Origin of the sequence: Pseudomonas sp. NPDC089422 (genome assembly GCF_044749405.1) — a bacterium.
In the GTDB taxonomy this organism is placed as follows: Bacteria; Pseudomonadota; Gammaproteobacteria; order Pseudomonadales; family Pseudomonadaceae; genus Aquipseudomonas.
Genome location: NZ_JBIVHW010000010.1, coordinates 66,710 through 91,507 on the forward strand (window position 1 = coordinate 66,710; position 24,798 = coordinate 91,507).

A 24,798-nucleotide genomic window follows, 5' to 3' on the forward strand; every position below is an offset into this window, starting at 1 on the left:
CTTTTCTCGAATCTGGTTGCGGGAGCCGGATTTGAACCGACGACCTTCGGGTTATGAGCCCGACGAGCTACCAGGCTGCTCCATCCCGCGCCTGTGGGATCGAATTCTACAGTGTAAGCAGCGCGTGTCAAGCGCTACTTATTGATTTCACTTGTTTTTTCTTCTGCTGGTTAAATCGGGGCAAAAGAAAAAGGCCACTGCGTTAACAGTGGCCTTTTCTCGAATCTGGTTGCGGGAGCCGGATTTGAACCGACGACCTTCGGGTTATGAGCCCGACGAGCTACCAGGCTGCTCCATCCCGCGCCTGTGAGATCGAATTCTACGGGTTTCCTCGCTCATGTCAAGCAATATTATAGAAAACCCTTTTTCGTTCAATCCCTTAGCGTCCATGCCTGGCTGCGGCTCAGGCGCGACGGGGCTTGCAAGCCGATTATCGAAGCAGGCTGTCTCAGTGTCAGCGGCATGCGCTACTATCTGTATGAATTTACAGTGGTGGCCGTCATCAATGTCTTTGCGCAAGATCATCCACATCGACTGCGATTGTTTTTACGCCGCCATCGAGATGCGTGACGACCCGCGCCTGGCTGGCCGCCCCATGGCGGTCGGTGGTTCCCCTGACCGGCGCGGGGTAATCGCCACCTGCAATTATGAAGCGCGTGCCTATGGCGTGCGTTCGGCCATGTCGTCCCGGCATGCTCTCAAGCTTTGCCCGGACCTGGAAATCGTCAAGCCGCGCTTCGAGGCTTACCGGGAAGCTTCGCGCGAGATTCACGCCATTTTTCGTGACTACACCGAGTTGATCGAACCGTTGTCACTGGATGAGGCGTATCTGGATGTCAGTGAAAGCCAGTGGTACGCCGGAAGTGCCACGCGAATCGCCGAGGACATTCGCCGGCGGGTCGCCCGCACCCTGCACATCACGGTATCTGCTGGGGTGGCCCCGAACAAGTTTCTGGCCAAGATCGCCAGCGACTGGCGTAAGCCCAACGGCATCTTCGTGATTACCCCGGAGCAGGTCGAGGCCTTCGTTGCTGCCTTGCCGGTGGCCAAGCTGCATGGCGTGGGCAAGGTGACTGCGGACAAGTTGAACCGCCTGGGGATCGATACCTGTCTTGATTTGCGAGAGTGGTCGCGGCTGGCGTTGGCGCGCGAGTTCGGCAGCTTTGGTGAGCGGCTCTGGGGGTTGGCGCGAGGGATTGACGAGCGTGCGGTTCACAACGATAGCCGCAGGCAGTCGGTCAGCGTGGAAAACACCTATGACAACGACCTGCCAGATCTGGCCAGTTGCCTCGAACGCTTGCCTGAGCTGCTGGCCAGCCTTAATGAGCGGATTGAACGGATGGACAACAGCTACCGGCCGGACAAGCCGTTCGTCAAGGTCAAGTTTCATGACTTCAGCCAGACGACCATGGAGCAAGCGGGGGCGGGCAGGGACCTGGAAAGTTACCGTCAGTTGCTGCGTCAGGCGTTCGCCCGGGGTAGCAAGCCGGTGCGCTTGCTGGGGGTGGGGGTGAGGCTGCGGGATCTGCGCGGGGCCCATGAGCAGTTGGAGTTGTTCCCAGGCAATTGAAAAGGGGCCGTAAAAACGGCCCCTTCTTTATAGTTACTGCGCTCCGGGATCAGCGACCAGCCGGCCAGTGGCCTTGGTCAGTGCCGACAGGAATTCCTGTTGCAGCTCCGGATCGTTGCGTGTCAGCTCGACCAGGCTCTGCTCCATCTCGCTGGCTTCTTCTTCCAGGCCCAGCTCGGACAAGCGCTTGACCCGGTGTACCCACTGGCCGACATCGTCATCCTCGAGGTCATCGAAGATCAGCTCGTGGGCCTCGCGCAGCTTGTTGCGCAGGGTGGTGCTGACCAGCAGGCTGGCATCGCCACGCACGCCGTTGTCCTCGTCGGCCACCTGCAGGTGCAGGGTGCCGACGTGGTTCAGGTGCTGTTCCGAGAACGGGCTGTCCAGCAGGTTCAGGCGCAACACGCCATTCCTGTCGGTGGTCAGCTCGTGGGTCATCTTGCCCGCCTTGACTTCGACCAGGCGTTCACTCCAGGGCACGCTGGTGAACTCTTCGCGCTTGTCCTTCTGCACTTCGCTGATGCCCGCCAGGTTCTGCTGGGCGCGGCCATTGGACGGCGTGTTCATGAACGGATTGAGGCCATCCACGCCGTAGCTGAGCCAGTCGTGGGTCATGCTCTGCGGCAGGTTGCCGAGGGCGAACACGTTGACCACATTGGCGCCAATCCCGGCCACCACGGCTACCGCGCCGAGCGGGATCTCGTAGATCTCCCGCCACGGTTGGTAGGGGGTGTAGCGGTCGTAGCGGCGGGTGACCTCGTACTCGGTGACCTCGAAACGCTTCTGCTCATGGATACGCACACGCCGTTGCGGAAGCTCCATCACCTTCGGCTCGCCGACATCGATCTGCAGGGTGTGTTCGAGCAGCTTGCGCTCGACGCGCTCCTCATGATCGCTGCGCTGGGACATCTGGTTGGCGCAACCGCTGGCGAGCAGGGCGCCGCACAGTGCGGCGCCTCCCAGGGTAAAGGTACTTCGCTTGGACATGATTACTCGTGCATTGATTATCAGCGGCGAACGCGGGCCTGCAGGAAGGTCAGCACTTCATTGAGCGGCAGCTGTTGGGCTTCCGACTCGGTGCGGTGCTTGTACTCCAGGTTGCCGTCGGCCAGACCGCGGTCGCTGACGACGATGCGGTGTGGAATGCCGATCAGCTCCATGTCGGCGAACTTGATGCCGGGGCTGGTCTTCTTGTCGCGGTCGTCCAGCAGTACCTCGTAGCCGGCTGCGGTCAGCTCGGCGTACAGCTTGTCGGTTGCCTCACGGACCACCTCGGTTTCATAACGCAGTGGTACCAGGGCAATCTGGAACGGTGCCAGGGCGTCGTTCCAGATGATGCCCTTGTCGTCGTAGCTCTGCTCGATGGCAGCGGCGACCACGCGGGACACACCAATGCCGTAGCAGCCCATGGACAGGGTTACCGGCTTGCCGTTCTCGCCCAGGACCTGGCACTTGAGGGCCTCGCTGTACTTGGTGCCGAGCTGGAAGATGTGGCCGACTTCGATGCCGCGCTTGATTACCAGGGTACCTTGGCCATCCGGGCTTGGGTCGCCCTCGACGACATTGCGCAGGTCGGCAACCTGTGGAACGGGCAGGTCGCGTTCCCAGTTCACGCCGAAGTAGTGCTTGTCGTCGATGTTGGCGCCGATGCCGAAGTCGCTCATCAGGGCGACCGAGCGGTCGATGACGATTTCCAGTGGCAGGTTCAGCGGGCCGAGCGAGCCGGCGCCGGCACCAATGGCCTCGCGCAGTTCGGCGTCGGTGGCCATGACCAGCGGGTCGGCAACCTGTTCCAGCTTGGCGGCCTTGATTTCGTTGAGCTCGTGGTCGCCTCGGACGATCAGGGCGACCAGCTTGCCTTCTTCGGCGCCGCGCACGATCAGGGTCTTGACGGTCTTTTCGATCGCTAGGCCGTGGTTTTCCACCAGTTGGGCGATGGTCTTGGCTTCCGGGGTGTCGACCAGGCGCAGTTCCTCGGTAGGAGCAGGGCGCACGGTTTCACGCGGGATGGCTTCGGCCTTCTCGATGTTGGCGGCGTAGTCGGAGCTGTCGCTGAAGATCACGTCATCTTCGCCCGACTCGGCCAGGACGTGGAATTCGTGGGAGTAGCTGCCACCGATGGAGCCGGTGTCGGCCTGCACTGGGCGGAAGTCCAGGCCCAGGCGGGTAAAGACGTTGGTGTACGCCTGGTGCATGCGGTCGTAGGTTTCCTGCAGGGAAGCCTGGTCGGCATGGAAGGAGTAGGCGTCCTTCATGATGAATTCGCGGCCGCGCATCAGGCCGAAGCGTGGGCGAATCTCGTCACGGAATTTGGTCTGGATCTGGTACATGTTGAGCGGCAGCTGTTTGTAGCTGGACAGCTCGTTGCGGGCCAGGTCGGTGATCACTTCTTCGTGGGTCGGGCCGACGCAGAAATCGCGCTGGTGGCGGTCTTTCAGGCGCAGCAGTTCAGGACCGTACTGTTCCCAGCGGCCGGATTCCTGCCACAGCTCGGCAGGTTGGATGCTTGGCATCAGCACTTCCAGGGCGCCGGCGGCGTTCATTTCCTCGCGCACAACGTTCTCGACCTTGCGCATCACCCGCAGGCCCATCGGCAGCCAGGTGTACAGGCCGGAGGCCAGTTTGCGGATCATGCCGGCACGCAGCATGAGCTGATGGCTGATGACCACTGCGTCGGCAGGGGTTTCTTTCTGGGTGGCGAGCAAATATTGACTGGTGCGCATGGTTAGCCGTGTCGATTGCCTAAGACGTTGAAATAGCCCCGCATTGTACGGGGGCGAAACGAAGGCGTACAGAATGCCCCAGGGCGTGGCCGTTGTCAGCCAAGAAAAAGCCCGGCAAGTGTGCCGGGCTTTTTCAGGTGCGGGGCACTGTAAGCCAGGCTTACAGGATGCTCAGCGGGTACTCGACGATCAGGCGCAGTTCGTCGATCGAGTTCGAACCGTAGTAGACGCCATCGCTGGAACGGTAGGTGGCCTGACGAACGCGGAAGCTCAGGTCTTTGGCCGGGCCTTCCTGCAGTACGTACTTGACGTCTACGTCGCGTTCCCATTCCTTGCCATTGCTGGTGGAACCGGTGTTGGCATCGCTACCACGCACGTAACGGGTCATGAAGGTCAGGCCTGGCACGCCGAACTCGGCGAAGTTCAGGTCGTAGCGAGCCTGCCAGGATTTTTCGTCTTCGGCGTTGAAGTCGGAACGGGCCACGGAGTTGGCCAGGAAGATGGTGCCGCCACCATCGACGCCGTAGCCGTAGTCGCCGTCACCGTGGACCTTCTGGTAGGCCAGGGTGAAGGTGTGAGCGCCGATGTTGTAGGCGCCCGACAGGCTGTAGGCCTGGTTGTCGAGCTTGGTCACGCCATCTTTCTCGGCGCGCTGCAGGCCTTGGCCATCGCTCTTGGTGTCATAGATGTTGAAGTCGAACACCAGGCCCTGTTTGTCCGAGAGCGGCAGCGCCCAGTTCACGTTGGCGTAGTACTTGCGCCAGTAGTCTTCGACCTTGGAGTAGTACAGGCTGGTGGACAGGTTGTTGGTGAAGGCGTAGGTGCCACCGACAACGTCGGCCTGCTTCAGGTGCAGGCTGTCGTGGAAGGTCTCGGACTGAGCGTTCAGCGCGGTGAAGTGACCTGCGTTGAGGGTCAGGCCCTTGATTTCGTTGCTGGTGATCAGCGTACCTTGCGCCACTTCTGGCAGCAGGCGGCTGTCATCGGTCGCGAACACTGGCATGGCAGTGAACTGGTCGCCGAACTTCAGCACGGTATCGGAGAAGCGCAGTTTGACCGCGCCGCCAGCTTCGGAGAACTCGTCCTGCGCGCGGCCGTCGGAGTCAGTCGGGAACTGGCCGGTGCTGTGGCGGCCCTTGCCGCTGTCCAGTTTCACGCCGAGCATGCCGATGGCGTCGACGCCCACGCCGATAACGCCCTGGGTGAAGCCCGACTCGTAAGTGCCGAGGAAGCCGAGGCCGGTTTCTTCAACGCGGCTCTGGGTGCCTGGCTCGTTGTTACGGAAGTCACGGCTGAAGTACAGCATGCGAGTCTTGACGTTCAGCTTGCTGTCTTCGAGGAAACCCTTGGCATCGTCCTGGGACGAAGCCACTGCCATCTGCGAGGTCCCTGCCGCAACGGCCAGGGCGATCATGCTCCACTTCATCACGCGCATCGTGATTTGCTCCTTTGGTTTTTAGGAAGAGTACCGCTGCGTCCAAGTCTTTTAGTTATATGGAGCAGCTCTTTCTTGTTATGTCGGCGGAAATGTATAGCACGCTGACTGTTGTTGGCGATATGGCAAAAATCATCCTTACGGGAACTTTATTGCCATGTCGCTTTTAGGTATTTCCATGTCGCAAACCACGAACCGGTTAACCGGGCCGTACAACACCAGCGCTGTTCCATTGCCGTAACGGTTCTGTAACTGCAGATTCCGGCTGGGGAAACTCCCTGGCGTATCCAATTTCGCTGTTGTTATTTGTCGCGTCACCCGGTCAATGCAGGTGCCGTGCCGACTTGGCGTGAAAGGAATGCAACAAGCGTGCTCAAAATTAACAACGGTTCATGAAATTTTCACAATGCCTGCTGCCAAAGGTCGGAAAGTGCCGAAAACACGGGGCGGGAGTTGTCTGATGGTGTGCCAGCTTCAATGGTCTGGCTAAAACAAAAAGCTGCCATAAAAGTCAATGTGTTACCGACAACTGTTGATCCTGAGTCATCGATGTGGGTAGAAGTGTAGTGCCGCACACTTTTGCGGCCACATTTTGGTGCGAAAAGTAGCGCTGTGTTACCGCTGTTGTGCAAGTCGTGAAGATTCATGAGCTTGAAGCGTTCACCCACGCGTTTGGCGCATGCTGGAGCGGGCGAAGCAGAGTATCCTTGGCGCATAGGGTTATTGTTGGAGATTGATCGTGTTTGATATGGATTCTCGTTTGCAGCAGGACTCCCTGGTGCTGGGTGACTTTCCGCTGTGCCGTCTGCTGCTCAGCAAGGATGCCAATTACCCGTGGTTCATCCTGGTGCCCAGGCGCGCAGGTGTGAGCGAGCTGTTCGACCTGAGCCAGGAAGACCAGGCGCAGCTGTGGAAGGAGACCACCTACCTGGCTGAAGCGCTCAAGCGCGAGTTCGCGGCTGACAAGATGAACGTTGCCACCCTGGGTAATGTGGTCAGTCAGATGCACATGCACGTGATCGTTCGCCACAAGGGTGATCCAGCCTGGCCAGCGCCCGTCTGGGGCAAGGTGCCGGCTGTCGGATACGCGCCGGAGCAGGTTGATGCCATTCGTCAGCGTCTGCGTACGCTGCTGACCCACGATTACCAGGAGGCCTGACATGTCGGCGGAGTTGCGCATCATCGAGCTGGAAACCCGTCAGGCGTTCCAGGATGACACGATCCTGGCGCTGAATGATGTGGTGGTCGAGCAGGGGCGGGTCATCGAGCGCCTGCAGCTGCAGATGGCCGAGCTGATCAAGCGTTATGAAGAAATGGTCGGACAGTACGGCAGTGAAGGGGAAGAGGCGCCGCCACCTCACTACTGATATGTCGCCGCCCTGGGTTTGCCCCAGGGCGGCGCAGGGTCAACGGCGGTTCACCGCGACCACGTCTTCGGCCTGCAGGCCTTTGTCGCGGTGCATCACCGAGAACTCCACGCGCTGGCCTTCGACCAGGATGCGGTGGCCCTCGCCGCGGATGGCGCGGAAGTGGACGAAGATGTCGTCGCCCGAATCGCGGGAGATGAAACCGAAGCCCTTGGAGGTGTTGAACCACTTCACGGTGCCGGTATCACGCTTGCCAGCTTCCAGGGGCGCGCCTTGGCTGGCGCGGGCCTTCTTGCCGCTGCGGGCGAAACCGGCCACCAGGTGCAGGGCGACGGCCAGTGCGGCGCAGACCAGCGCCGCCAGGTTGCCCATTTCCGGGCGCGCCAGCAGGGTCAGGGTCTGCAGGACCACCGCCACCACCAGCAGGGCGCAGGCCAGGTATTGCAGTTGTTGCCGCGCACCGCGGTAATACATCGGTACGACCGGGGCCAGCAGCAGGTTGAGCAGGCCGAGCAGGGTCAGATAGACCGCGTCGGGTTGCTGCAGGAAGGGTGTTGCGTCGGGTTTGAGGCTGGGCATGAGCGATAGCAGCAAAGCCGCAACGCCCGTCACCAGATGGACGATCTTGAACATGGGTTGGCTCACAGTTGATAAGGCCGATCACAGGAAGAGCTGGCGGCACGGTGCGCATGAGGTGTAAAGCGCGAACACGTGGAGGCCAGCCTATGCACCCGGCAATGACAGTCCGCACGGGTGGCACCGTGCCTATTTAACAGCAAAGGCGGGGGCTTCTCAAACCGCAGGCGGCAGGCGCCGATGGCTTGCCCCGTGTCATGGGCGTGTTGCGCCAAGTATTGATACAGTGTGTCGGGCCCGCTTGATCATCAAGCCTTATGGAAAGGGGAACTTCATGGCAATCGATATCGGTATCAATGAAGAAGATCGCAAGTCCATCGTCGAAGGGCTTTCCCGCCTGTTGTCGGATACCTACGTGCTGTATCTGAAAACCCATAACTTCCACTGGAACGTCACAGGTCCGTCGTTCCGCACCCTGCACCTGATGTTCGAGGAGCAGTACAACGAGCTGGCGCTGGCGGTCGACTCGATCGCCGAGCGGATCCGCGCACTGGGCTTCCCGGCACCAGGTTCCTATGCCTTTTATGCGCGACACTCTTCGATCAAGGAAGAAGAGGGGGTTCCGCCCGCGGACGAGATGATCCGCCAGCTGGTGCAGGGGCAGGAGGCCGTGGTGCGTACTGCCCGCAGTATCTTCCCGGTAGTGGACAAGGTCAGCGATGAGCCGACCGCTGACCTGCTGACCCAACGCATGCAGGTGCATGAAAAGACAGCCTGGATGCTGCGAGTGCTGCTCGACGGCAATTGATCGGCTAATCGAGTAGGACTTGTCCGAAGGCCCGGCTGAATGCATTCCAGTCGGGCCCTTTCGTCTGTGCAGGAAGGCTTTGCCGCTGCTTTGGGCGCCTTGCTCAGCGCTTCATTGAACCCCGGTTGAATGAACTGAGGAAGTGGCGCGATGCAAGCAATCAAGCGTGAGGTGAGGGTGGGGCACTGGCCTGGCAAGCAGTGCATCGACCCGTTCAAGGCCGATTTCGACATGTTACAGACTCAGCCCGTATCGCGTTCGGTGCGGTTGAATGGTTTTTCCACCTGCCTGCGCCTGGAGGCGGTGTATTGGGGTATCCTCGAGCAGATCGCCGCCGCGAACCAGTGCTCGGTCAGTGCCGTGCTGTCCTATGTCGATCGCGAGGTGCACTTGCGTCAGGGCGGGGTGCGCAACTTCAGCGGGCTGATCCGGGTGATCTGCGTTGCCTGGTTGCGCGATCCGCCGAGTGCACGCTGATCGCCCGGCGGGCTGCGCAGTGTCGGTTAACCATATATAATCCCGCTTTTTGCTGCCCCGGCAGCCAGCGTTGTGGTTGACGAGAGACGTTCATGCCCCTTTATGACTATCAATGTGCTTCCTGCGATCACCGGATGGAGGCGCTGCAGAAGATCAGCGCCGCGCCGCTGACCGACTGCCCGGCCTGTCAGGCGCCGGCATTGAAGAAACTGCTGTCGGTCCCCGGTTTTCGCCTGAGTGGCAATGGCTGGTACGAAACCGACTTCAAGACCGGGGCGAAAAAGAACCTGGCAGGCGGCGACAAGGCCGACTGAGTTGAATTGCAGTAGCCGGGTCTTGCAGTATTAGCCCTCCGGGCGGCCAAGGCCTCCAACGAATACACGAATCACGAGAAGCGAAACCACCATCATGATGCGCAGCCATTATTGCGGCCAACTGAACGAGAGCCTGGACGGCCAGGAAGTCACCCTTTGCGGCTGGGTCCATCGTCGCCGCGACCACGGCGGGGTGATCTTCCTCGACATCCGTGACCGCGAAGGCATGGCCCAGGTCGTGTTCGACCCGGATCGCGCCGAAACCTTCGCCGCCGCTGACCGCGTGCGCAGCGAGTACGTCGTGCAGATCACCGGCAAGGTGCGCAAGCGCCCGGACGGCGCGGTGAATGCCAACATGGCATCCGGTGCCATCGAGATCCTCGGCTACCAGCTGAACGTGCTGAACGAAGCGGAAACCCCGCCGTTCCCGCTGAACGAGTACTCCGACGTTGGCGAGGAAACCCGCCTGCGCTACCGCTTCATCGACCTGCGTCGCCCGGAAATGGCCGACAAGCTGCGCCTGCGTTCGCGCATCACCAGCAGCATCCGTCGTTTCCTCGATGAAAACGGCTTCCTCGACGTCGAAACCCCGATCCTCACCCGCGCCACTCCAGAAGGCGCGCGTGACTACCTGGTGCCGAGCCGTACCCACGCAGGCAGCTTCTTCGCCTTGCCGCAGTCGCCTCAGCTGTTCAAGCAGCTGCTGATGGTTGCCGGTTTCGACCGCTACTACCAGATCGCCAAATGCTTCCGCGACGAAGACCTGCGTGCCGACCGCCAGCCGGAATTCACCCAGATCGACATCGAGACCAGCTTCCTCGACGAAGCCGAGATCATGGGTCTCACCGAGAGCATGATCCGCAAGCTGTTCAAGGAAGTGCTGGACCTGGAATTCGGCGAATTCCCGCACATGACCTTCGAAGAGGCCATGCGCCGCTACGGTTCCGACAAGCCTGACCTGCGTATCCCGCTGGAACTGGTCGACGTTGCCGACCAGCTGAAGGATGTCGACTTCAAGGTCTTCGCCGGCCCGGCCAACGATCCGAAGTGCCGCGTCACCGCCCTGCGCCTGCCAGGCGGCGCCAGCATGCCGCGCAGCAAGATCGACGAGTACACCAAGTTCGTCGGCATCTACGGTGCCAAGGGCCTGGCCTACATCAAGGTCAACGAGCGCGCCAAAGGCGTCGAAGGCCTGCAGTCGCCGATCGTCAAGAACATCCCTGAGGCCAACCTCAACACCATCCTCGACCGCGTTGGTGCTGTCGACGGTGACATCGTGTTCTTCGGTGCCGACAAGTTCAAGGTCGTCAGCGAGGCCCTGGGCGCGCTGCGTATCCGTCTGGGTCACGACTTCGAGCTGCTGACCTGCGAGTGGGCGCCGATGTGGGTCGTCGACTTCCCGATGTTCGAAGAGAACGAAGACGGCAGCTTCACCGCGCTGCACCACCCGTTCACCGCGCCGAAGTGCACCCCGGAAGAGCTCGAGGCCAACCCGGCCACCGCGCTGTCGCGTGCCTACGACATGGTCCTGAACGGTACCGAGCTGGGTGGCGGTTCGATCCGTATCCACCGCAAAGAGATGCAGCAAGCGGTATTCCGCCTGCTGGGCATCGAGGCTGCGGAACAGGAAGAGAAGTTCGGCTTCCTGCTCGACGCCCTGAAGTTCGGTGCACCACCCCACGGTGGCCTGGCCTTCGGTCTGGACCGTCTGGTCATGCTGATGACCGGCGCCCAGTCGATCCGTGAAGTGATCGCCTTCCCGAAAACCCAGAGCGCCGCGTGCGTCATGACCCAAGCCCCTGGCATGGTCGACGCCAAGGCCCTGCGCGAGCTGCACATCCGTCTGCGCGAGCAGACCAAGGTCGAGTAATCGGTCTCGGGCGCATCCCGGCGGGTGCGCCCCGGCGCTTCGGCGCAGTATTCCCACGTTCCGCCCTTCGGGGCGGAACCTGTTTCTGTTTCAAGGATTCGGAGTCGTTATGGCTGGTCATTCCAAGTGGGCGAACATCAAGCACCGCAAAGAGCGCCAGGATGCCAAGAGAGGCAAGATCTTCACCAAGTGGATCCGTGAGCTGACCGTCGCGGCCAAGCAAGGGGGTGCCGACCCCGGCTCCAACCCGCGCCTGCGCCTGGCGTTGGACAAGGCCCTGGGCGCCAACATGAGCCGTGACATCATCGATCGCGCCGTGGCCCGTGGTGCCGGCACCAACGAAAGCGACAACGTCGAAGAACTCAGCTACGAAGGCTACGGTCCGGGTGGCGTGGCGATCATGGTCGAGGCCATGACCGACAACCGCAACCGGACTGCCGCCGCCGTGCGCCATGCCTTCACCAAGTGTGGGGGCAACCTTGGCACCGACGGCTCTGTGGCCTATCTGTTCGAGCGCAAGGGGCAGATCAGCTTCGCCCCGGGCATCGACGAAGACGCCCTGATGGAAGCCGCCATGGAGGCCGATGCCGACGACGTGGTGGCCAACGACGATGGTTCGTTCGAGGTGTTCACCTCGTTCAACAGCTTCTATGCCGTGCGTAACGCGCTGGAAGAGGCTGGTTTCAAGGCCGCCGACGCGGAAATCGTCATGCAGCCGACCACCAGCGCCGAACTGGACCAGGAAGGCGCCGAGAAGGTGCTCAAGCTGATCGACATGCTCGAAGACCTGGACGACGTGCAGAACGTCTACTCCAATGCGCAGATCTCCGACGAGATCATGGAAAAACTCGGCTAAGGTTCTTCCGTTGGCTTTGAAGGCCTATTCGCGGGCAAGCCCGCTCCCACAGGTATTGCATCAGGCTCGGGTTTGGTGCGGTCCCTGTGGGAGCGGGCTTGCCCGCGAATAGGCCGGTACATTTTGAACATGCAGGCGCTATGACTCTGATTCTTGGTATCGACCCCGGCTCGCGCATCACCGGCTACGGTGTGGTCCGCCAGACCGCCCGTGGTTGCGAGTACGTGGCGTCGGGCTGCATCCGTACCGGCAGCGGCGAGCTGCCCGAGCGGTTGCAGATTGTTTTTCGCGGTGTCAGCGAGATCATCGCCCAGCATGGCCCGGTGACCATGGGCATCGAGCGGGTGTTCATGGCGCGCAACGCCGACTCCGCGCTCAAGCTCGGCCAGGCTCGCGGCGCGGCCATCGTCGCTGCCGCCGAAGCAGGCCTGGAAATCGCCGAATACAGCGCCAGCCAGGTCAAGCAGGCTGTCGCTGGCAGCGGTGGGGCGAATAAAGAGCAGGTGATGCTGATGGTCATGCACTTGCTCAAGCTGACCCAGAAGCCGCAAATCGATGCCTCGGACGCCCTGGCCATCGCCCTGTGCCATGCCCATACCCGCTCCAGCCTGGTGCCGCACGGCCTGGCCACGGCGCGGCGGCGTGGCGGGCGCTTGCGTCTTTGAGCGCTTCATGCGCTGATACACATTTTGTTCGGGTGAAACGTTCACCCGGTGCATTTGCTGATAGGGTTGAGCGGTCTTTGACCGGCTCCCCGAGAGAAAGGATCGGAACGTGATTGGACGTTTGCGCGGCACCCTGGCGGAAAAACAGCCGCCGCACCTGATTATCGACGTCAACGGCGTGGGCTACGAGCTGGAAGTGCCGATGACCACCCTGTACCGCCTGCCCAAGGTCGGCGAGCCGGCGACCGTGCATACCCATCTGGTGGTGCGCGAGGATGCCCACCTGCTCTACGGTTTTGCTGAAAAGCGCGAGCGCGAGCTGTTCCGCGAACTGATCCGCCTGAATGGCGTGGGCCCCAAGCTGGCACTGGCACTGATGTCCGGCCTGGAAGTGGACGAACTGGTGCGCTGCGTGCAGGCCCAGGACGCCTCGGTTCTGGTGCGCGTGCCGGGTGTCGGCAAGAAAACCGCCGAGCGCCTGCTGGTCGAGCTGAAGGACCGCTTCAAGGCCTGGGAAACCTCTCCAGCCATGTTCACCCTGGTCTCCGATGGCCCGCTGCCAGTGGCCAGCGAGTCTTCTGCCGAGGCCGACGCGGTCAGCGCCCTGGTCTCCCTGGGCTACAAGCCGCAGGAAGCGAGCAAGGCCATTGCCGCGATCAAGGACAAGGCCGGCCTGAGCAGCGAAGAACTCATTCGTCGCAGCCTTAAAGGGATGATTACCAAGTGATCGAAGCCGACCGCCTGATTGCCGCCAGTGGCCGCGACCGAGAAGAGGTCCAGGACCGTGCGATCCGCCCGCTGCGCCTGGACGAGTACATCGGCCAGCCGGTGGTGCGCGAGCAGATGGCGTTGTTCATCCAGGCGGCGCGCGGGCGTGGCGAGTCGCTCGACCATACGCTGATCTTCGGCCCGCCCGGCCTGGGCAAGACTACCCTGGCCAACATCATCGCCCAGGAAATGGGCGTGTCGGTCAAGAGCACCTCGGGGCCGATCCTCGAGCGGCCGGGCGACCTGGCGGCGATGCTGACCAACCTCGAACCGCACGATGTGCTGTTCATCGATGAAATTCACCGCCTGTCACCGGTGGTCGAGGAAGTGCTGTATCCGGCAATGGAGGACTTCCAGCTCGACATCATGATCGGCGAAGGCCCCGCAGCCCGTTCGATCAAGCTCGACCTGCCACCGTTCACCCTGGTAGGCGCCACCACCCGGGCCGGGATGCTCACCAACCCGTTACGTGATCGCTTCGGTATCGTCCAGCGCCTGGAGTTCTACAGCGACAAGGACCTGGCGACCATCGTCAGCCGTTCGGCCAACATTCTTGGCCTGGCCATCGAGGACCACGGCGCCTACGAGATCGCGCGTCGCGCCCGCGGTACGCCACGGATTGCCAACCGCCTGCTGCGCCGTGTGCGTGACTACGCCGAGGTCCGCGGCAAGGGGCAGATCACCAAGGCCGTGGCCGACATGGCGCTGAACCTGCTGGATGTCGACGAGCGCGGTTTCGACCATTCCGACCGTCGCCTGCTGCTGACCATGATCGAGAAGTTCGACGGTGGCCCGGTCGGCGTGGACAACCTGGCTGCCGCCATCAGCGAGGAGCGCCACACCATCGAGGATGTGCTCGAGCCCTACCTGATCCAGCAGGGCTACATCATGCGCACGCCGCGCGGTCGTGTGGTTACCCGGCACGCCTACCTGCACTTTGGCCTGAATGTGCCTGGCAGCCTGGGAGGCGCCGGTGAATTTTCCGAGCCAGGCGATGAATGACAGATCAAAACCCGCTTTTCGTGGTCCTACCGCTGGCATGCCGATGGCTCGCTGGCAATTCGACATTAATGAAGAAAAAACAGTTGCCGCAGCGGATTGGCAAGCTGAGGAGTAAGCACTAGAGTATGCGCGCGCAAAATGGCCTGGAACCGTTCGCACATCGTTGTCGTGTCTATTACGAGGATACCGATGCCGGTGGCGTGGTGTATTACGTCAATTACCTGAAATTCATGGAGCGCGCGCGCACCGAGCGCCTGCGGCATCTGGGTTTTTCCCAGGCGCAGCTGGCCGAGGACAACCTGCTGTTCGTGGTTCATTCCAGCGAAGCCCGCTATCACGCGCCGGCACGCCTGGACGACCAGCTTAGGGTCACAGCGCAAGTACTTGAACTCAATCGCGCCAGCCTGCGCTTCGTGCAGCAGGTCTGGCGGGAAAAAGATGAAACGCTGCTCTGCGAAGGGCAGTTCCTGGTGGCCGCCGTGCGCGCCGACACTTTCAAACCCCGAGCCATACCCCCGGAGCTGCGCGACGCCTTTGCGGCGGACGGCTCGGGTAATCAATCGAACGCAGGAGAATAAGCGTGGAAGCTAACGTCGTCGACCATACCTCCATGTGGAGTCTGGTCAGCAATGCCAGCGTGGTGGTACAGCTGGTAATGCTGACTCTGGTGGCCGCCTCGGTCACCTCATGGATCATGATCTTCCAGCGCAGCACCATGCTGCGCGCCGGTCGTCGTGCGCTGGATGCCTTCGAGGAGCGCTTCTGGTCGGGTATCGACCTGTCCAAGCTGTATCGTCAGGCAGGCAGCAACCCGGACCCGGACTCCGGTGTGGAGCAGGTCTTCCGTGCCGGCTTCAAGGAGTTCTCGCGCCTGCGCCAGCAGCAGGGTGTAGACCCGGACGCGGTCATGGAAGGCGTGGCGCGTGCCATGCGCGTGGCCATCTCGCGTGAAGAAGAAAAGCTCGAGCAGAGCCTGCCGTTCCTCGCCACCGTCGGTTCGACCAGCCCGTACATCGGCCTGTTCGGTACCGTGTGGGGCATCATGAACTCGTTCCGCGGCTTGGCCAGTGCCCAGCAGGCCACCCTGGCCACCGTGGCCCCGGGTATCGCCGAAGCGCTGGTCGCCACTGCCATCGGCCTGTTCGCGGCCATCCCGGCGGTCATCGCCTACAACCGTTTCGCGGCGCGCAGCGAAGTGCTGATCGGCCGTTACTACACCTTCGCCGACGAGTTCCAGGCGATCCTGCACCGCAAAGTGCACACCAGCGAAGAGTAATCAGGTAGAAGCCCATGGCCCGAGTTCGCCACAAACGCAAGCCCGTCGCCGAGATGAACGTGGTGCCCTACATCGACGTGATGCTGGTGCTGCTGGTCATCTTCATGGTGACGGCGCCCATGCTCAACCAGGGCGTGAAGGTCGACCTGCCCAAGGTTTCCAGCGAAGCCTTGCCGCAGGACAACAACGTCCAGATCCTCACCATCTCCATCAAGGCCGACAAGACCTACTACTGGAACCTCGGCAGCGAAGTCGACACCGACAAGCAGATGGACAAGGCCATGACCTTGCCGGACATGACCAGCGCAGTGACCAAGATCATTGCCGCCGGTCGCGACCAGGGCAAGCAGACCCAGGTCTTCATTCGTGGCGACAAGGCTGTCGACTACGGCGCCGTCATGGGTGCCATGGGCGGGTTGCAGAAGGCCGGTGTCGGTAACGTTGGCCTGATTACCGAGGCGCCCTGATGCAACAGCGAGAGCCATCCGCCTCGGAAAGCTACTTCTGGCCCAGTGTCTGGGCCATCGGCCTGCATGTGCTGGTGTTCGCCCTGCTGTTCGTCAGCTTTGCCATGACGCCTGAACTGCCGCCTTCCAAGCCGATCGTTCAGGCTACCCTGTATCAGCTCAAGTCCAAGAGCCAGGCGACCACCCAGACCAATCAGAAGATTGCCGGGGAAGCGAAGAAAACCGCTTCGCGCCAGACCGAAGTCGAGCAGCTGGAGCAGAAAAAGGTCGAGCAGGAGGCCATCAAGGCCGCGGAACAAAAGAAAGCCGACGCCGCTCAAAAGGCTGAGGAAGCACGCGAGGCCGCCGAAGCCAAGAAGGCCGAGGAAGCCGCGAAAGCTGCCGAAGCCAAGAAAGCCGCCGAGTCCAAGAAAGCCGAAGAGGCGAAGAAGGCCGCCGAGAAGCAGCAGGCCGACATCGCCAAGAAGAAGGCCGAGGAAGAGGCGAAGAAGCAGGCCGAGGAAGAAGCCAAGAAAAAAGCAGCCGAGGAGGCCAAGAAGCAGGCCGCCGAGGACGCGAAGAAGAAAGCAGCCGAGGACGCCAAGAAGAAAGCGGCGGCCGAGGAGGCGAAGAAGAAGGCAGCTGAAGAGGCCAAGAAAAAGGCCGCTGCAGATGCTCAGAAGAAGAAGGCACAGGAAGCGGCCCGCAAGTCGGCGGAAGACAAGAAAGCTCAGGCCTTGGCCGAGCTGTTGTCCGACACCACCGAGCGGCAGCAGGCTCTGGCTGACGAGCAGGGTGACCAGGTGGCCGGCGACTTCGACGACCTGATCCGTATGCGCGCGGCCGAGGGCTGGGCACGTCCGCCTTCCGCGCGTAAGGGCATGACGGTGACCCTGCAGGTCAACATGTTGCCGGACGGCACCGTCACCGGTGTCAGCGTGATCAAGTCCAGTGGCGACGGTCCGTTCGACAGTTCGGCGGTGGCAGCAGTGAAGAACATTGGTCGTTTGACCGAAATGCAGGGTATGAAGCCGAGCGATTTCAATCGTTATCGTTCGTTCAAGATGACATTTACACCTGAGGATCTAGCGTTGTGATTAAACTCCTTCGAGGAATGCTGGTCATGCTCTGCTGCGTGGCTGGCATGGCCATGGCAGAGGAAAAGAACATCCTGGTCACCAGCGGCAGCGATCGGGCCACGCCCATCGCGGTAGTGCCGTTTGGTCTGCAGGGTGGCAGTGTGCTGCCAGAAGACATGGCCGACATCATCGGCAACGACCTGCGCAACTCGGGCTACTACTCGCCGATTCCGCGTCAGAACATGATCAGCCAGCCTACCCAGGCCAGCGAAGTCATCTTCCGTGACTGGAAAGCGCTGGGTGCCCAGTACGTGATGGTTGGCAGCATCGTGCCGTCGGGCGGTCGCCTGCAGGTGCAGTACGCGCTGTTCAACGTCGCCACCGAGCAGCAAGTGCTGACCGGTAGCGTGGCGGGCAGCACCGACCAGCTGCGCGACATGGCGCACTACATTGCCGACCAGTCGTTCGAGAAGCTTACTGGCATCAAGGGCGCGTTCTCTACCCGCATGCTGTATGTGACGGCCGAGCGCTTCTCCACCAACAACACCCGCTACACCCTGCAGCGTTCGGACTACGACGGTGCCCGTGCAGTGACCCTGTTGCAGTCGCGTGAGCCGATCCTGTCGCCACGCTTCGCGCCGGATGGCAAGCGTATCGCCTATGTTTCGTTCGAGCAGAAGCGCCCGCGCATCTTCGTGCAGAACATCGATACCGGCCGCCGCGAGCAGGTGACCAACTTCGAAGGCCTGAACGGCGCGCCAGCCTGGTCGCCTGATGGTTCGCGCCTGGCGTTCGTGCTGTCCAAGGACGGCAACCCGGACATCTACGTGATGAACGTGGCTTCGCGCCAGATCAGCCGCGTTACCGCAGGCCCAGGCATCAACACCGAACCGTTCTGGGGCAAGGATGGCAACACCCTGTACTTCACCTCCGACCGTGGCGGCAAGCCACAGATCTACAAGCAGTCGGTCAGTGGTGGTGGTGCCGAGCGCGTGACGTTCGTGGGTAACTACAACGCCAACCCGAAACTGTCGGCGGACGAAAAGACCCTGGTCATGATTCATCGTCAGCAGGGTTTCACCAACTTCAAGGTGGCGGCACAGGACTTGCAACGCGGAAGTGTAAAGATTCTCTCGGAAACGAGTCTTGATGAGTCGCCCACTGTTGCGCCTAACGGCACCATGCTAATCTACGCCACCCGCCAGCAGGGCCGGGGAGTCTTGATGCTCGTGTCGCTTAACGGCCGTGTGAGGCTCCCACTTCCTACCGCTCAAGGCGAAGTCAGAGAACCGTCCTGGTCCCCTTACCTGAACTGATTGCGGCGTAATACGTTTTTGCTTAACACACTGGGGTTTCATTAGGAGTTTCACGATGGAAATGCTGAAGTTTGGTAAATTTGCTGCGCTGGCTCTGGCCATGGCCGTAGCTGTAGGTTGCTCCTCGAAAGGCGGTGACAACGCTGGTGAAGGCGCTGTTGATCCGAACGCTGGCTACGGTGCCAACACTGGCGCTGTTGACGGCTCCCTGAGCGAAGAAGCTGCCCTGCGCGCAATCACCACCTTCTACTTCGAATACGACAGCTCGGACCTGAAGCCAGAAGCCATGCGCGCTCTGGACGTTCACGCCAAGGACCTGAAAGCCAACGGCAACCGCGTTGTCCTGGAAGGCAACACCGACGAGCGCGGCACCCGCGAGTACAACATGGCTCTGGGTGAGCGTCGTGCGAAAGCCGTTCAGCGCTACCTGGTTCTGCAGGGTGTTTCCCCTGCTCAGCTGGAACTGGTCTCCTACGGCGAAGAGCGTCCAGTTGCCACCGGCAACGACGAGCAGTCCTGGGCTCAGAACCGTCGCGTAGAACTGCGTAAGTAAGTTCTTATGCGTATGTGCCGTCGTGCTGTAACCGTCCTCGCACTCAGCCTGCCGCTTTCGGCGTGGGCTGCGGTTCCTGTAGTTGATGACAACGGGGGTGCTTACCCACCTTCCGGTTATGGCACGAGCGGCGCCTATGCCGGCGCAGGGGCTTCGACCCCTGCCTCGGCACAGGGCCAGCTGTTCATGCAGCTGCAACAGATGCAGGATCAACTTTCCCGTCAGCAAGGCATCATCGAAGAGCTGCAAAACGATGTGTCGCGCATGAAGCAGGAAAACCTGGAGCGTTACCAGGATCTTGATCGTCGCATCAACAGTGGTGGCGCGCCTGCCGCGACCCCCGACAATTCCTCCACCGGTGGTGCATCCAATGCCGCCGTCGGTGCAGCAGCAGGCGCCGCTGGCGCAGCTGCACAACAGCCGGCCGCCAGCAGCGAGCCCGGTGATCCGGCGAAAGAAAAGCTCTACTACGACGCAGCTTTCGACCAGATCAAGCAAAAGGATTTCGACAAGGCCAGCCAGGCGTTCAACGCCTTCCTGCGCAAGTACCCGAACAGCCAGTACGCCGGCAACGCCCAGTACTGGTTGGGTGAGGTGAACCTGGCCAAGGGCGACCTGCCCGCTGCCAGCCAGGCCTTCGCCCAGGTCGGCCAGAAGTACCCCAAGCACAGCAAGGTGCCTGATTCGCTGTACAAGCTGGCTGACGTCGAGCGCCGCATGGGCCACACCGACAAGGTCAAGGGCATCCTGCAGCAGGTCATCACCCAGTACCCCGGCACCTCCGCCGCGCAACTGGCGCAACGCGACCTGCAGAAGCTCTAAGCTGCACCTTTGCAAGAAACCCGCGCCTGTCGCGGGTTTTTTCGTTAGAATCACGGCCCTTTTTTTATAAACACGCTGTAGCGGATAACGCCATGTCGAGTCCGCGACAGTGCCTGACGGAGGCGGACAGCCTGTTTAGCTGTCACGCCCGTGGCGAGCATGCAAGACACATTACGCATTACCGAAGTCTTTTACTCTTTGCAGGGTGAAACACGAACGGCTGGGCTGCCCACGGTATTCGTGCGCCTGACCGGTTGCCCCCTGCGCTGCCAGTACTGCGACAGTGCCTACGCCTTCACGGGTGGCACCCTTCGCACCCTCGATTCGATCCTGGAGCAGGTGGCTGGCTTCAAGCCGCGTTATGTCTGCGTCACCGGCGGTGAGCCGTTGGCCCAGCCGAACGCCTTGCCGCTGCTGCAGCGCCTGTGCGATGCCGGTTACGAGGTTTCGCTGGAAACCAGCGGCGCCCTCGATATCTCGGGCACCGATGTGCGCGTCAGCCGTGTGGTCGACCTCAAGACCCCGGGGTCGGAAGAGTCGCACCGCAACCGCTACGAGAACATCGAGCAACTGACCCGCAACGACCAGGTCAAGTTCGTCATCTGTTCCCGCGAGGACTACGACTGGGCGGTTTCCAAGCTGATCCAGTACAACCTGGCCGAACGTGCGGGCGAAGTGCTGTTCTCGCCCAGCCACCACCAGGTGAGTGCTACCGATCTGGCCGACTGGATCGTCGCCGACAACCTGCCCGTACGCTTCCAGATGCAGCTGCACAAGCTGCTGTGGAACGACGAACCCGGACGTTGATTGAGGAGTGAAAGAGATGACTGAGAAACGCGCGGTAATCCTGCTGTCTGGCGGCCTCGATTCGGCAACGGTGGTGGCCATGGCCAAGGCCGAAGGCTACAGCTGCTACACCATGAGCTTCGACTATGGCCAGCGCCATCGCGCCGAGCTCAATGCCGCCGCCCGCGTTGCCCGTGACCTGGGCGTGGTCGAGCACAAGGTCATTGGCCTCAACCTCGATGGTATCGGCGGTTCGGCCCTGACCGACAGCAGCATCGATGTGCCGGAGACCCCGGGCGAGGGCATTCCGGTGACCTACGTACCGGCCCGCAACACCGTGTTCCTTTCGCTGGCCCTGGGTTGGGCGGAAGTGCTGGAAGCGCGCGACATCTTCATCGGCGTCAATGCCGTGGATTATTCCGGCTACCCGGATTGCCGCCCGGAGTTCGTCGAGGCGTTCGAGCGCATGGCCAACCTGGCCACCAAGGCGGGTGTCGAAGGGCAGGGCTTCCGCATCCAGGCGCCGCTGCAGAACATGAGCAAGGCGCAGATCGTGCAGGCGGGCATTGCCCGGGGCGTGGACTACAGCCTGACGGTTTCCTGCTACCAGGCCAACGATGAAGGCCAGGCCTGTGGCAAATGTGACAGTTGCCGCCTGCGTGCTGATGGTTTCAAGGCTGCAGGTGTAGAAGACCCGACTCGCTACTTCTGACAAAAGGTTGGCTCAGGTGTTGATTTCCCGTTAAAAATCAGTATTATACGCGCCATCCAACGGGTCGTTAGCTCAGTTGGTAGAGCAGTTGGCTTTTAACCAATTGGTCGTAGGTTCGAATCCTACACGACCCACCATATGCAGTAAGGCAAAGCCCGCAACCAGTCATGGCCGCGGGCTTTGTCGTTCATGGCTGGCCGGTGCCGGGGCGCAGGGCGCCCCTCCTGATTATTCAGCCCACTCCGGGTCCCCGGTAAACACCACGGTAATCCAGCGATCCGGCCCTTCGCCGCCTACCGCATCGCCGATTTCATTGCGCCACGCATCCCATTCATCGATGGTCTTTGCAGCCATGGTCTTCGGCACGATGAAATACAGTTCGATCTCCCGTGAGCGCCCGACCTTGGCCACATAGGCTCTGTATGACTGCAGGCCGTGCCGCGCCACGAAAGCGCGCGCCACTTCGTCCACATGCAGCTTCAGGTCGCCTGGTGTCACCAGGAAGATCTCCGACAGCGCCTGACGCACCACCGACAGCGGCAGCGGAATGATCACCAGGCACACCAATGCCAGTACCGCCGGGTCGATGTACGGCGATACCCACTCCCACTGTGTACCTTGCACCGCGTAGCCAAAGCAGAAGGCAATCAGCAGCGCGGCGGTGATGCTGGCCGACATCACCCAGCCTTTGACGTCCATGCGCACGAAGTCCGACTTCAGCTTGCGGTTGGCGCGGTTCTCGACCACGGCGATGGTCGCGCAGGCGACGACGGTCAGCAGCGCATAGACCATCGCGATGCCGAACTCCAGGTGGCGGCCGCCTTGCAGCAGGCTGCTCACCGCGTTGATCAGCGCGTATATGGCGACGCCGCTGAGCAGGATGCCATTGAGTGCCAGGACCATCGGTTCCAGGTGCCAGAAGCCCATGGTGAAGCGTTCGCGCAGCTTGCGCGAGAGTTGCAGGCTGGTGGCGTGGGAGGTGATCAGCTTGACCACTACCAGCGACAGGCCGCTCATGCTGGCATCGACCAGCGAGTAGACGCCGTCGAAGACGATCGAGAACGAGCCGGAGGCCAGGCCGAAGCCGATGCCGATGGTGGCGATGAACAGGGTGACGGCGATCGAGGTGCGTAACAACCCCTGTTCGCTGGTGATGTCAAAGAATGAGGTTCGGGTTGCAGTTTGCATGTGTTTTGCTCGGTAAATAACGATGTTGCTGTGTTGGCTATGCCGGCCTCTTCGCGGGCTTGACCCGCGAAGCAGGCGAATTGGCCCTTACAGGCTAGACGCGAAACTGTTCCATCAACGCCTGTTGCTGATTGGCCAGTCGGTTCAGGGCCTGGCTGATCCGCGCCGATTCATCGGCCTGGCCCGACAGCGACTCGGTCACGTCGCGAATCCCGGCCACATTGCGGTTCACTTCCTCGGCCACGGCACTCTGTTCCTCGGCCGCCGAGGCAATCTGCAGGTTCATGTCGCTGATCACCGCCACGGCCTCGCCAATGCGCTCCAGCGCGGGCAGTGCCTGCTCCATGCGCGTGGCGCTGGCCTGGGCCTGGCGCTGGCCTTCATGCATGGCGCCGACCACGTCCTGGGTGCCTTGCTGCAGCCCTTCGATCACCTGGCGAATCTCTTCCACCGACACCTGGGTGCGCTGGGCCAGGCTGCGCACTTCGTCGGCGACCACGGCAAAGCCACGCCCGGCCTCGCCTGCGCGTGCGGCTTCGATGGCGGCGTTGAGGGCCAGCAGGTTGGTCTGCTCGGCAATCGCGCGGATCACCTCGAGCACCGAACCGATCTGCTCGCTGCGGTGTTCCAGTGCGCGGGCCTCGTCCATGGCGGTGTTCATGCCGGTTGCCAGCTGGTCGATGGTCTGACGGGTGCTGGCGATCAGTTGCAAGCCCTCACGGCTGGCCTGGTCGGCGCCGCGTGCGGCTTGGGCCGCCTGGGCAGCGTTGTGGGCGACATCCTGGGCGGTGGCACTCATCTCGTTGGCGGCGGTGGCGACCTGTTCGATTTCCCGTTGCTGCTGCTGCATGCCATTACTGGTCTGGCTGGCGATGGCTGCGGACTGGTCGGCGGTGCCGCGGGCCTCGAGCAGTGAGCCTTTGACCTGGGCGATCACCGGCTGCAGCTTGTCGAGGAAGCGGTTGAACCAGCCCGTCAACTGGCCCAGTTCGTCCTGGCGGGCGTAGTCCAGGCGGCGGGTCAGGTCACCTTCGCCGCTGGCGATGTCTTCCAGGCGGGCGGCCACGGCCAGGATCGGCCGGGTAACGCCACGCGCGGTCAGCCAGACCAGCAGCAGGCCGATGATGGCGGCGCCCAGGCCGATCAACAGGCTGGTCAGGTTGGCGCTCTGGTTATGGCTGTCCAGGCGCTGGTTGAGGGCCAGGGCTGGCGCTTGCAGCACCGCTTCCGGCAGTTCCAGTTGTACTTGCCAAGGGGTGGCGTCAGGGATCGGCGCGAACGGCCGTGTCACGCGCAGCAGACCCTGATCCACCTCCTTGTCCAGCGGCTGGCCCAGCTTGCTGGCGTCACGGCTGTGGCCGGCGAGCAGGCCGGCTGCGCTGACGATGCTGACCTGGCCTTGGCCGTCGAAGAGTTCCTGGCGGCCATCCAGGCTCAGTTGCTGAAGGTTGTCCAGGCCGATGTCCAGGCCGACCACGCCGACGACCTTGCCGTTTTCCAGCAGGGGCAGGGCGATGCTGGTCATCAGTACCTGGCGGCCATTGACGTCGTCGAGGTAAGGCTCGAGCACGCAGGCCCTGGCGGTTTCCTGCGGGCAGGTCAGCCAACGGTTCCTGGCCAGGCCATTGGTGCCAGGGCTGTTGTCGTTCAGCATCGATTCGGGCATCGCCTCCAGCTCCAGGGTGCCTGGGCGAGGTTGCGACCAATACAGCGAGAAGCGCCCGCTTTCGTTGCTGCCACTGGTTTCCTGGCCGATGAACTGGTTATCCAGGTGGTCGAGCGCATCGGGCTGGAACACCAGGTACAGGCCGATCACGTCCGGGTTGCCGGCCAGGCTGGCGTGGGCCTGGCGGGTCAATTCGGCGCGCAGGTCGAGGCCGCCCTTGGCCTTGAGCACCTGTACCAGGCGGGCGAAGCCGTTGCCGTACTGGTAGGCGTCCATGAAGTAGCGCTGGATGCGCAGCGCCTGGGTCTCGGCGTGGGCCTGCAGGCGCAGGCGCGCGCTGTGTTCGAGCATTTCGGTACTGGCCTGGTTGACCAGGGCCGCGCTACGTCGGGCCTGGGTCAGCGAGGTGGCGACCAGCAGTGCGACGATGGCCAGCAGGCACAGGCCGGCCAGCAAGGTGATCTTCCATTGGATGGACAGGCGACGTAGCGGCATCGGGACGTTCCTTTTCGAACAAGGAACA

The 24,798-nt window shown here is 61.9% G+C and carries 27 protein-coding genes, 3 tRNA genes and 1 pseudogene; 21 read left to right on the forward strand and 10 right to left on the reverse strand.

The features are described from left to right. Positions 1–13: 13 nt before the first annotated feature. Positions 14–90 (reverse strand) — tRNA-Met (locus ACIPZ8_RS19260). Positions 91–226: 136 nt separating this feature from the next. Beyond that, positions 227–303 (reverse strand) — tRNA-Met (locus ACIPZ8_RS19265). 208 nt (positions 304–511) lie between these two features. Here ACIPZ8_RS19265 and dinB point away from each other — a divergent pair. Further along, entirely contained in the window at positions 512–1,570 is a 1,059-nt protein-coding gene (gene dinB, locus ACIPZ8_RS19270) for a DNA polymerase IV (protein ID WP_400726660.1), read from the forward strand. A gap of 33 nt (positions 1,571–1,603) precedes the next feature. On the opposite strand, the gene ACIPZ8_RS19275 is transcribed toward dinB, so the two are convergent. The 4 genes from ACIPZ8_RS19275 to ACIPZ8_RS19290 form a co-directional block, all read right to left on the reverse strand. After that, positions 1,604–2,557: a hypothetical protein gene (locus ACIPZ8_RS19275; RefSeq protein WP_400726303.1), complete on the reverse strand. Its 954-nt coding sequence runs from the start codon at positions 2,555–2,557 to the stop codon at positions 1,604–1,606. A 20-nt stretch (positions 2,558–2,577) separates the two neighbouring features. After that, on the reverse strand, positions 2,578–4,293 hold the full coding sequence (locus ACIPZ8_RS19280; RefSeq protein WP_294340617.1) for a proline--tRNA ligase: 1,716 nt from the start codon (positions 4,291–4,293) through the stop codon (positions 2,578–2,580). A 160-nt stretch (positions 4,294–4,453) separates the two neighbouring features. Continuing rightward, positions 4,454–5,728 carry an OprD family porin gene (locus ACIPZ8_RS19285; protein WP_400726306.1) on the reverse strand — a complete coding sequence of 425 codons (1,275 nt, stop codon included), beginning with the start codon at positions 5,726–5,728 and terminating at the stop codon, positions 4,454–4,456. Positions 5,729–6,129: 401 nt separating this feature from the next. Further along, positions 6,130–6,396 (reverse strand): hypothetical protein, encoded by a 267-nt coding sequence (locus ACIPZ8_RS19290; protein ID WP_400726309.1) that lies wholly within the window; start codon positions 6,394–6,396, stop codon positions 6,130–6,132. 71 nt (positions 6,397–6,467) lie between these two features. Here ACIPZ8_RS19290 and ACIPZ8_RS19295 point away from each other — a divergent pair, with 71 nt between their 5' ends. Next, a complete protein-coding gene (locus tag ACIPZ8_RS19295) occupies positions 6,468–6,887 on the forward strand; it encodes an HIT family protein (RefSeq protein WP_400726312.1) in 420 nt (139 codons plus the stop codon). 1 nt (position 6,888) lies between these two features. Further along, the gene (locus ACIPZ8_RS19300) at positions 6,889–7,095 is read left to right on the forward strand and encodes a SlyX family protein (RefSeq protein ID WP_400726314.1); all 207 of its coding nucleotides are present in this window, start codon (positions 6,889–6,891) and stop codon (positions 7,093–7,095) included. Between the two features lie 39 nt (positions 7,096–7,134). Here the strand turns inward: ACIPZ8_RS19300 and ACIPZ8_RS19305 are convergent, their stop codons facing one another. Then, on the reverse strand, positions 7,135–7,728 hold the full coding sequence (locus tag ACIPZ8_RS19305; RefSeq protein WP_400726317.1) for a cold shock domain-containing protein membrane protein: 594 nt from the start codon (positions 7,726–7,728) through the stop codon (positions 7,135–7,137). A 277-nt stretch (positions 7,729–8,005) separates the two neighbouring features. Here ACIPZ8_RS19305 and ACIPZ8_RS19310 point away from each other — a divergent pair, with 277 nt between their 5' ends. From ACIPZ8_RS19310 to ACIPZ8_RS19395, 18 genes are all read left to right on the forward strand, one after another. After that, entirely contained in the window at positions 8,006–8,479 is a 474-nt protein-coding gene (locus tag ACIPZ8_RS19310; RefSeq protein WP_400726320.1) for a Dps family protein, read from the forward strand. Positions 8,480–8,629: 150 nt separating this feature from the next. Continuing rightward, complete coding sequence (locus ACIPZ8_RS19315) at positions 8,630–8,956, forward strand: ribbon-helix-helix domain-containing protein (RefSeq protein ID WP_400726323.1); 327 nt, start codon at positions 8,630–8,632, stop codon at positions 8,954–8,956. A 92-nt stretch (positions 8,957–9,048) separates the two neighbouring features. Beyond that, positions 9,049–9,270 (forward strand): FmdB family zinc ribbon protein, encoded by a 222-nt coding sequence (locus ACIPZ8_RS19320; RefSeq protein ID WP_027919960.1) that lies wholly within the window; start codon positions 9,049–9,051, stop codon positions 9,268–9,270. Positions 9,271–9,364: 94 nt separating this feature from the next. Then, entirely contained in the window at positions 9,365–11,140 is a 1,776-nt protein-coding gene (aspS, locus tag ACIPZ8_RS19325; RefSeq protein ID WP_085675671.1) for an aspartate--tRNA ligase, read from the forward strand. A 109-nt stretch (positions 11,141–11,249) separates the two neighbouring features. Next, positions 11,250–11,996 (forward strand): YebC/PmpR family DNA-binding transcriptional regulator, encoded by a 747-nt coding sequence (locus ACIPZ8_RS19330; RefSeq protein ID WP_027919958.1) that lies wholly within the window; start codon positions 11,250–11,252, stop codon positions 11,994–11,996. 140 nt (positions 11,997–12,136) lie between these two features. Further along, positions 12,137–12,661 (forward strand): crossover junction endodeoxyribonuclease RuvC, encoded by a 525-nt coding sequence (ruvC, locus tag ACIPZ8_RS19335; protein WP_060510186.1) that lies wholly within the window; start codon positions 12,137–12,139, stop codon positions 12,659–12,661. Positions 12,662–12,770: 109 nt separating this feature from the next. Beyond that, a complete protein-coding gene (gene ruvA / locus ACIPZ8_RS19340; RefSeq protein WP_400726325.1) occupies positions 12,771–13,388 on the forward strand; it encodes a Holliday junction branch migration protein RuvA in 618 nt (205 codons plus the stop codon). Further along, the gene (gene ruvB, locus ACIPZ8_RS19345) at positions 13,385–14,431 is read left to right on the forward strand and encodes a Holliday junction branch migration DNA helicase RuvB (protein WP_103445278.1); all 1,047 of its coding nucleotides are present in this window, start codon (positions 13,385–13,387) and stop codon (positions 14,429–14,431) included. The genes ruvA and ruvB overlap by 4 nt, the downstream gene beginning before the upstream one ends. 125 nt (positions 14,432–14,556) lie before the next feature. After that, positions 14,557–15,009 carry a tol-pal system-associated acyl-CoA thioesterase gene (gene ybgC, locus ACIPZ8_RS19350; RefSeq protein ID WP_400726328.1) on the forward strand — a complete coding sequence of 151 codons (453 nt, stop codon included), beginning with the start codon at positions 14,557–14,559 and terminating at the stop codon, positions 15,007–15,009. A gap of 2 nt (positions 15,010–15,011) precedes the next feature. Next, on the forward strand, positions 15,012–15,707 hold the full coding sequence (gene tolQ, locus ACIPZ8_RS19355; protein WP_054883398.1) for a protein TolQ: 696 nt from the start codon (positions 15,012–15,014) through the stop codon (positions 15,705–15,707). Between the two features lie 14 nt (positions 15,708–15,721). Further along, positions 15,722–16,174, forward strand: coding sequence for a protein TolR (tolR, locus tag ACIPZ8_RS19360; RefSeq protein WP_008090221.1), 453 nt, complete (start codon positions 15,722–15,724; stop codon positions 16,172–16,174). Further along, positions 16,174–17,250: a cell envelope integrity protein TolA gene (gene tolA / locus ACIPZ8_RS19365; RefSeq protein ID WP_085675676.1), complete on the forward strand. Its 1,077-nt coding sequence runs from the start codon at positions 16,174–16,176 to the stop codon at positions 17,248–17,250. The genes tolR and tolA overlap by 1 nt, the downstream gene beginning before the upstream one ends. Before the next feature lie 17 nt (positions 17,251–17,267). After that, positions 17,268–18,548 carry a Tol-Pal system beta propeller repeat protein TolB gene (gene tolB, locus ACIPZ8_RS19370; RefSeq protein WP_152955760.1) on the forward strand — a complete coding sequence of 427 codons (1,281 nt, stop codon included), beginning with the start codon at positions 17,268–17,270 and terminating at the stop codon, positions 18,546–18,548. Positions 18,549–18,603: 55 nt separating this feature from the next. Further along, on the forward strand, positions 18,604–19,101 hold the full coding sequence (gene pal, locus ACIPZ8_RS19375) for a peptidoglycan-associated lipoprotein Pal (protein ID WP_023381906.1): 498 nt from the start codon (positions 18,604–18,606) through the stop codon (positions 19,099–19,101). 6 nt (positions 19,102–19,107) lie between these two features. Next, positions 19,108–19,923: a tol-pal system protein YbgF gene (gene ybgF / locus ACIPZ8_RS19380; protein ID WP_400726333.1), complete on the forward strand. Its 816-nt coding sequence runs from the start codon at positions 19,108–19,110 to the stop codon at positions 19,921–19,923. Between the two features lie 159 nt (positions 19,924–20,082). Further along, a complete protein-coding gene (gene queE, locus ACIPZ8_RS19385) occupies positions 20,083–20,730 on the forward strand; it encodes a 7-carboxy-7-deazaguanine synthase QueE (protein ID WP_400726336.1) in 648 nt (215 codons plus the stop codon). Positions 20,731–20,746: 16 nt separating this feature from the next. Continuing rightward, the gene (queC, locus tag ACIPZ8_RS19390) at positions 20,747–21,421 is read left to right on the forward strand and encodes a 7-cyano-7-deazaguanine synthase QueC (protein ID WP_159411720.1); all 675 of its coding nucleotides are present in this window, start codon (positions 20,747–20,749) and stop codon (positions 21,419–21,421) included. A 61-nt stretch (positions 21,422–21,482) separates the two neighbouring features. Continuing rightward, a tRNA-Lys gene (locus ACIPZ8_RS19395) sits at positions 21,483–21,558 on the forward strand. 91 nt (positions 21,559–21,649) lie between these two features. On the opposite strand, the gene ACIPZ8_RS19400 is transcribed toward ACIPZ8_RS19395, so the two are convergent. The 3 genes and pseudogenes from ACIPZ8_RS19400 to ACIPZ8_RS19410 all read right to left on the reverse strand — a co-directional run. Further along, on the reverse strand, positions 21,650–22,609 hold the full coding sequence (locus tag ACIPZ8_RS19400; protein ID WP_400726339.1) for a cation diffusion facilitator family transporter: 960 nt from the start codon (positions 22,607–22,609) through the stop codon (positions 21,650–21,652). Between the two features lie 94 nt (positions 22,610–22,703). Continuing rightward, a complete protein-coding gene (locus ACIPZ8_RS19405; protein ID WP_371263085.1) occupies positions 22,704–23,459 on the reverse strand; it encodes a methyl-accepting chemotaxis protein in 756 nt (251 codons plus the stop codon). A gap of 102 nt (positions 23,460–23,561) precedes the next feature. Beyond that, positions 23,562–24,770: pseudogene (locus ACIPZ8_RS19410) on the reverse strand (HAMP domain-containing protein); the annotation flags it as partial. Between the last annotated feature and the right edge of the window lie 28 nt (positions 24,771–24,798).

Bases quoted from the DNA above. Each gene is read 5' to 3' on its own strand.
- ACIPZ8_RS19275 (WP_400726303.1), bottom strand. From the start codon at position 2,557: ATGTCCAAGCGAAGTACCTTTACCCTGGGAGGCGCCGCACTGTGCGGC.
- ACIPZ8_RS19280 (WP_294340617.1), bottom strand. From the start codon at position 4,293: ATGCGCACCAGTCAATATTTGCTCGCCACCCAGAAAGAAACCCCTGCC.
- ACIPZ8_RS19285 (WP_400726306.1), bottom strand. From the start codon at position 5,728: ATGCGCGTGATGAAGTGGAGCATGATCGCCCTGGCCGTTGCGGCAGGG.
- ACIPZ8_RS19300 (WP_400726314.1), top strand. From the start codon at position 6,889: ATGTCGGCGGAGTTGCGCATCATCGAGCTGGAAACCCGTCAGGCGTTC.
- ACIPZ8_RS19305 (WP_400726317.1), bottom strand. From the start codon at position 7,728: ATGTTCAAGATCGTCCATCTGGTGACGGGCGTTGCGGCTTTGCTGCTA.
- ACIPZ8_RS19310 (WP_400726320.1), top strand. From the start codon at position 8,006: ATGGCAATCGATATCGGTATCAATGAAGAAGATCGCAAGTCCATCGTC.
- ACIPZ8_RS19315 (WP_400726323.1), top strand. From the start codon at position 8,630: ATGCAAGCAATCAAGCGTGAGGTGAGGGTGGGGCACTGGCCTGGCAAG.
- ACIPZ8_RS19320 (WP_027919960.1), top strand. From the start codon at position 9,049: ATGCCCCTTTATGACTATCAATGTGCTTCCTGCGATCACCGGATGGAG.
- aspS (WP_085675671.1), top strand. From the start codon at position 9,365: ATGATGCGCAGCCATTATTGCGGCCAACTGAACGAGAGCCTGGACGGC.
- ACIPZ8_RS19330 (WP_027919958.1), top strand. From the start codon at position 11,250: ATGGCTGGTCATTCCAAGTGGGCGAACATCAAGCACCGCAAAGAGCGC.
- ruvC (WP_060510186.1), top strand. From the start codon at position 12,137: ATGACTCTGATTCTTGGTATCGACCCCGGCTCGCGCATCACCGGCTAC.
- ybgC (WP_400726328.1), top strand. From the start codon at position 14,557: ATGCGCGCGCAAAATGGCCTGGAACCGTTCGCACATCGTTGTCGTGTC.
- tolR (WP_008090221.1), top strand. From the start codon at position 15,722: ATGGCCCGAGTTCGCCACAAACGCAAGCCCGTCGCCGAGATGAACGTG.
- tolA (WP_085675676.1), top strand. From the start codon at position 16,174: ATGCAACAGCGAGAGCCATCCGCCTCGGAAAGCTACTTCTGGCCCAGT.
- tolB (WP_152955760.1), top strand. From the start codon at position 17,268: ATGCTGGTCATGCTCTGCTGCGTGGCTGGCATGGCCATGGCAGAGGAA.
- pal (WP_023381906.1), top strand. From the start codon at position 18,604: ATGGAAATGCTGAAGTTTGGTAAATTTGCTGCGCTGGCTCTGGCCATG.
- ybgF (WP_400726333.1), top strand. From the start codon at position 19,108: ATGCGTATGTGCCGTCGTGCTGTAACCGTCCTCGCACTCAGCCTGCCG.
- queE (WP_400726336.1), top strand. From the start codon at position 20,083: ATGCAAGACACATTACGCATTACCGAAGTCTTTTACTCTTTGCAGGGT.
- queC (WP_159411720.1), top strand. From the start codon at position 20,747: ATGACTGAGAAACGCGCGGTAATCCTGCTGTCTGGCGGCCTCGATTCG.
- ACIPZ8_RS19400 (WP_400726339.1), bottom strand. From the start codon at position 22,609: ATGCAAACTGCAACCCGAACCTCATTCTTTGACATCACCAGCGAACAG.
- ACIPZ8_RS19405 (WP_371263085.1), bottom strand. From the start codon at position 23,459: ATGCAGCAGCAGCAACGGGAAATCGAACAGGTCGCCACCGCCGCCAAC.